We start from the raw sequence: 5,292 nt of genomic DNA on the forward strand, positions 1-5,292 counted from the left end.
AGCAGGTGATACGGTTCATATCACCTGCTCTTTTTATTTCACTGTTTTTATAGGCTTCCTTAAGCATCTGAAACCTGTTTTCATAAATTTTTCCGTAGTCAATGCTTTCTTCGTCCTCTCCAAAGTCAAAGGCACTGCACCTTTCTTTGCTGATCCACCCTCTTTCTATCAGTTCTTCGGGATCAATAAAATAGGGATTCCCAGCAAAGGTAGAGAAGGACTGATAAGGCGAATCCCCATAGCTGGTGGGGCCTAAGGGAAGTATCTGCCAATAGGATTGTCCCGCCTCCTTAAGACGATCTACAAAATCATATGCCTCCTTTGAAAAGCACCCGATCCCATAGGGGGAGGGCAGGCTTGCAACAGGCAGTAAAATTCCGCTTTTTCTCATAATTTTCTCCGATCCGAAGCGTCCAAACAAGCTTCTATACTTCTTTTATCATAATACACAAAAAGCGATGAGATTGGAAGCAGTTTTCTTTTTCCAGTCTGCTTCTAAAAAAGACCGCCCTGCATTGGGATGCGCCGCTGCAGAGAGGTCTTTTTCTTATCTCAGTTTCCAGATATCCCGGTTATATTCCGAGATGGTGCGGTCCGAAGAGAAAAATCCTGCCTTTGCAATGTTTACCAGCATCATTCTCTTCCATTTCTGACGGTTCTCATAATCCTTCAGAGCCTGATCCTTCACCCGGATGTAATCCTCCAGATCCAAAAGGGTCATAAACCAGTCCTTGTTCAAAAGCTCCTTGTAGAGACGCTCCAGATTTTCCGTATGTCCCACTGCCAGAGCCTCCTTGCTTACAATAAAGTCAACCGCTTGTTTAATGACGGGACTCTTTTCATAGTAATCCCTTGAAACATAATCTCCCTTGGCATAGTGATCGATGACAGTCTCGCTCTTTTCTCCGAAAATATAAATGTTTTCGTCTCCCACCAGCTCATGGATTTCTACATTTGCGCCGTCGCTGGTTCCTAAGGTAACTGCGCCGTTTAACATAAACTTCATATTGCCGGTGCCTGACGCCTCCTTGGAGGCCAGTGAGATCTGCTCGGAGATATCGCAGGCCGGAATCAGCTTTTCCGCATAGCTTACATTGTAGTTCTCCACCATCACCACCTTCATATAAGGGCTGACCTGGGGATCATTGTTTACAATCTCTGAGAGAACCAAAATCAGATGAATGATATCCTGAGCAATCACATAAGCCGGCGCCGCCTTTGCTCCAAAAAGGAAGGTGACCGGTGTGGAAGGCTTCTTTCCAGCCTTAATCTCCAGATATTTATGGATAATGTACAAGGCGTTCATCTGCTGGCGCTTATACTCATGGAGACGCTTCACCTGAATATCAAAAATAGAATTGGTATCCAGCTCCACCCCTTCCTTTTCCAAAATATGGGCTGCCAGCTGCTCCTTCTTCTCCTTCTTGATCTGGGCCAGTGTGTCCAGGACAGCCTCATCGTCTATCCTGGTCAAAAGCTTTTCCAGCTCCCTTGCATCCTTCTTGAAACCATCTCCAATGGTCTGTGTCAAAAAGGCGGAAAGCTCCCTGTTACAGGACAAAAGCCAGCGTCTAAAGGTGATTCCATTGGTCTTGTTGTTAAATTTTTCAGGATACAGCTTATAGAAATGGTTCAGCTCGGTTTTCTTTAAGATATCCGTGTGAATAGCCGCCACTCCGTTTACACTGTAGCCATAATGGATATCAATATGAGCCATGTGCACCTTATCGTCCTTGTCGATGATCTGTACCTTTTCATCCTCATATTTTTCAGCCACCCGCCTGCTTAACTCCTCAATCACGGGAACCAGCTGGGGAACCACCTGCTCTATATAGGAAAGGGGCCATTTCTCCAGCGCCTCCGCCAAAATAGTATGATTGGTATAGGCGCAGGTTTTGCTCACCACCTGGATGGCCTCATCCATGGTAAAGCCCTCCTGACCGGTGAGAATCCGAATCAGCTCTGGAATCACCATGGTCGGATGGGTGTCGTTGATCTGAATGGCCGCATACTCATTCATCTTGTGAAGATCCCGGCCCGCTTCCTTTAATTCCTTTATAATGAGCTGGGCTCCGCTGCTGACCATAAAGTATTCCTGATAAATCCGCAGCAGATTTCCCGCCTTATCGGAATCGTCCGGGTACAAAAACAGCGTCAGATTTTTCTCTACTGCCTCCTTGTCAAAATCAATACCCTCCTTTACAAGGCTCTCGTCAACGGAGGCAATGTCAAACAAGTGCAGCTTATTTCTGCCGTTTCCATAGCCGATTACATCAATATCGTAGAGAACGGAGGTCACCTTTCTGTCCCCAAAGGCCACCTCAAAGGTACTTCCCTCCTTCTTCAGCCAGGAATTGCTCTCAATCCACTGATTTTTCTCCGCTCTCTGCAGATGATCCTCAAATACCTGCTTGAACAGCCCAAAATGATAGTTCAGCCCGATACCGTCTCCCGACAGCCCAAGGGTTGCAATAGAATCAAGAAAGCAGGCAGCCAGACGGCCCAGGCCGCCGTTGCCCAGAGAGGGCTCCGGCTCCTCCTCCTCAATTCTGGAAAGCTCCTTGCCATTTTTTGCAAGGATCTCGTTAAGCTCCTCATAAATTCCCAGATTGATTAAATTATTGGATAAAAGCTTTCCGATCAAAAACTCCATGGAAATATAATAAACCTTTTTCTCTCCTGCAATCACGGGAGTCTCCTCCATCCTCTTTTTCGCAAGATGAAGTATACAGTTGTACAGCTGGGCGTCAGTACATGCCGCAATATTCTTGCCATATATTCTTCCCGTAATTTCATTTAACTGTTGTTCCAAATTCATGGTCCTGCCTCCTGTCATAAATCTCTTCTCTCAATATGTCTTGTAGGGTTTCTCTGATTTTACGCCGACAAATATTTTACGCACTGGTAAATATCTTCCGCATTGGTAAATATCTCCCACGCTGGTAGCATATCACAGGAAAACGTTTTCCGCAAGTGATTCTTTTTAATTTGTGCAATATCACCTAACGAATAATATCCTTATAGTACATTTTGACAATGCTGTGTGGCATGACCACCTGCCGGCCTGCTTCTCCGTCCATCAGACGTTTTACCTCCTCCACAGCCCGGCTGGAAATACTGTAAAAATCCTGCTTCACCGTATTCATCTGCTTTCCCACATATCCCATCAGCGTGATACCGTCAAAGCCGCATACCGGGCGGAAAATATCCATATCGATCAGCGCATTCATGGCTCCGATTGCCATCAGATCCGATGCACACACCACTACATCCTTATTCTTGGCATATTTCATGGTAATATTCCTGGCCGCCAGCTCACTGAAATTTCCCGGACGAACCAGCATGGCCAGTGAAAGCTCCTGTGCCAGACGCTTCATGCCATTCAGGCGCTGCTCCGTCACATAGCCGTCCTTTTTTCCCGCAATATAGAGCACCCTTTTGCAGTTGTCACCCAAAATGGTTTTTTTTGCCACATCATACTGGGCCTGTTCGTGATCAATCCCCACGCAGGTGGTTCTTTCGTTGATCACCGGCGCATCAATCACCACACAGGAAAACTGGCGGTCATCTATCAGCTTCTGAAAGACCTTATCTTCCCTGGAAAGCCCATATATGATCACACCGGCCACACTCTGGGACAAAAAATACCGGGTGATCTCCTCGGCGCTCATCCCCGCCAACATGGAGGTAAACACCGTTAACGCCTCCAAATTCAGCTCCTTGGCTTTATCCAGCGCTCCCAGCAGATACTGCATGAAAATCTGATCTATGGCCTGGGTCTGTTTCTTTGGGTCTAAAATGACAGCAACCCTCCCAAACTGCTTGGAGGAAAGGGCCGATGCAATGGAATTGGGAATATAATTCAATTCCTTTATGGCGTCCTGCACCTTTTTTTTCGTTTCCTCACTGATATTGGGATAACCGTTCAGCACCTTTGACACGGTGGAAATTGCCACACCGGCATGTTTTGCCACTTCCTTAATGGAAACCATACTCTGCTCCGTCCTCTGTTTATTCTGCTCTTATAGTATATGGTAAAAAGTGAAAAGTCAATCGGGCGATAATTTGTTTTCCATAATTGTACACTTCTCATCTAATGCAGATGCTTTCCACCGCCCTTTGTATTTCCTTTTGATGGCTGCGGTATACCTGGCGCGGAAGCGCTATGGACAGAGCATAAAAGCCGCTTCCTGTAATACCTTCCTCATCAAAAATATAGGTTTCCAAGACAAGCCCGTCACGCTCCTCCTTATAGTGGGCTGCAGAAAGGGATTCATTCACAGAAACCTTTCCATCTTCCTTCAGGAAGCTGGAAATATGCCCCCATTGACGGTAAAAATAAATTTGATTTTCTTCTTCGCCATCTACATAAATGTAAAGCCCCACGTCAGGGCTTGCCTCATAAGATTCTTCCGGAGTATCGCCGGGAAACCCAGGCCAACCTTCGTTTATATCCACCGTCCAGTCTGCAGGCACCTCTATGCTGAAATAGGATTCTTCATCCTCATACTCGTAAATTCTCGTCTCCTGTTCACCACAGCCGGACAAAATAAGAAGGCAAAAAGCAAACACAGCAAAGCAAAAAATACATCTTTTCTTCATACTTTTCCTCCTTTTACACTTGTAGTTTTAGTAAATTTCCTATATTTAAAGTAATTATTCCCCTTATTTTTTACTTTCTGCCGCAACACTTCTTATACTTCTTGCCCGAACCACAGGGACATGGATCGTTAGGATATATTTTCTTTTCCGCACTTCCTTCTAAGTCAGCAGGTATCCCCAGCTCATTTAATTGAGGCGCCGCATTTCTTAACATTGCAGCTGCATGAGAACTTCCTGGCACGACTGTAGGCATTCTACATACAGATTTTCTTCTTGTCAATTCATTCGGTGTATGGCCTCTGTTTTGTTTCATTCTTGTGTTATTATGAGCATCCATAAGCAATCCCACAAACTCCTCCATTTGCTTTTCATTCTTAAATACCACATCTGCATCTGACATTTTACGAATCACATCCGCTGGTGATTCTCCATCACAGCTGTCTGCCCATACCTGCAGACACCACGTTACAGCCTGCTCATATGGTAAATCTAATTTACTCATAAAAAATTTTTGTAATTTTTTATATGCCAATGAATTTTCTTCATATCCTATTCTGCAAATTTCTTCGATCTGCTGTACCGATGGTATATAAAACTCTTTATCCATTTGGCTATCCAGCAAATCACCAGCTTCATCATTCTCCAGTATTGGTATATGTATAAACAAGCCTTTTGAAGAATAAATTGGAT

General features: G+C 44.9%; 5 protein-coding genes. All 5 read right to left on the minus strand.

Translation table 11 applies throughout. The features are described from left to right. On the minus strand, positions 1-394 hold a 394-nt coding region (locus AC1WIP_RS10845; protein ID WP_481141846.1), incomplete at its 3' end, for a 4-alpha-glucanotransferase. Positions 395-547: 153 nt separating this feature from the next. Then, positions 548-2,818 (minus strand): glycogen/starch/alpha-glucan phosphorylase, encoded by a 2,271-nt coding sequence (locus AC1WIP_RS10850; protein ID WP_481141842.1) that lies wholly within the window; start codon positions 2,816-2,818, stop codon positions 548-550. A gap of 184 nt (positions 2,819-3,002) precedes the next feature. After that, positions 3,003-3,992, minus strand: a complete 990-nt coding sequence (locus tag AC1WIP_RS10855; protein WP_481141843.1) for a LacI family DNA-binding transcriptional regulator — start codon at positions 3,990-3,992, stop codon at positions 3,003-3,005. A 97-nt stretch (positions 3,993-4,089) separates the two neighbouring features. Next, a complete protein-coding gene (locus tag AC1WIP_RS10860; RefSeq protein ID WP_481141844.1) occupies positions 4,090-4,602 on the minus strand; it encodes a hypothetical protein in 513 nt (170 codons plus the stop codon). Positions 4,603-4,672: 70 nt separating this feature from the next. After that, on the minus strand, positions 4,673-5,292 hold a 620-nt coding region (locus AC1WIP_RS10865), incomplete at its 5' end, for an SEC-C metal-binding domain-containing protein (RefSeq protein WP_481141845.1).

This window comes from Acetatifactor sp. (genome assembly GCF_982438285.1).

What these genes read in the sequence shown, in the direction of transcription:
- AC1WIP_RS10850 (WP_481141842.1), bottom strand. Translation starts at nt 2,818, where the DNA reads ATGAATTTGGAACAACAGTTAAATGAAATTACGGGAAGAATATATGGC.
- AC1WIP_RS10855 (WP_481141843.1), bottom strand. Translation starts at nt 3,992, where the DNA reads ATGGTTTCCATTAAGGAAGTGGCAAAACATGCCGGTGTGGCAATTTCC.
- AC1WIP_RS10860 (WP_481141844.1), bottom strand. Translation starts at nt 4,602, where the DNA reads ATGAAGAAAAGATGTATTTTTTGCTTTGCTGTGTTTGCTTTTTGCCTT.